The sequence below is a fragment of the Bacillus sp. ES1-5 genome (assembly GCF_022487605.1).
Classification (GTDB): domain Bacteria; phylum Bacillota; class Bacilli; order Bacillales; family Bacillaceae_G; genus Bacillus_A; species Bacillus_A wiedmannii.
In genome coordinates, this window is the sequence record NZ_JAKVPU010000062.1 from 1 (window position 1) to 332 (window position 332).

The following is a 332-nucleotide window of genomic DNA, read 5'->3' on the forward strand; positions in this document are numbered from 1 at the left end:
GATAATGCATACAAAGAAACAGGAAAAGGTTTGACATATGGTACATGCTCTGCCAAACTTCCTGCCATGAAGAAAGAGTTTGTTTGGCTAAAAGAAGTGGATAGTATTGCTATTCAATCGTCTGTTCGCAACCTTGCGGATGCTTATACACGCTTTTTTAAAAAACAAAACAGTGCCCCGCGTTTCAAATCTAAAAAGAACAACGTACAATCTTATACCACAAAACAAACAAATGAAAACATTGCTGTTGTGGGAAACAAAATGAAATTGCCGAAACTAGGTCTTGTTCGATTTGCCAAAAGTCGTGAAGTAAAGGGACGTATTTTAAATGC

At 37.0% G+C, this 332-nt stretch carries 1 pseudogene; it reads left to right on the plus strand.

Annotation, left to right across the window (positions count from 1 at the left end):
• Positions 1–332: pseudogene (locus MKO96_RS29680) on the plus strand (IS200/IS605 family element RNA-guided endonuclease TnpB); the annotation flags it as partial.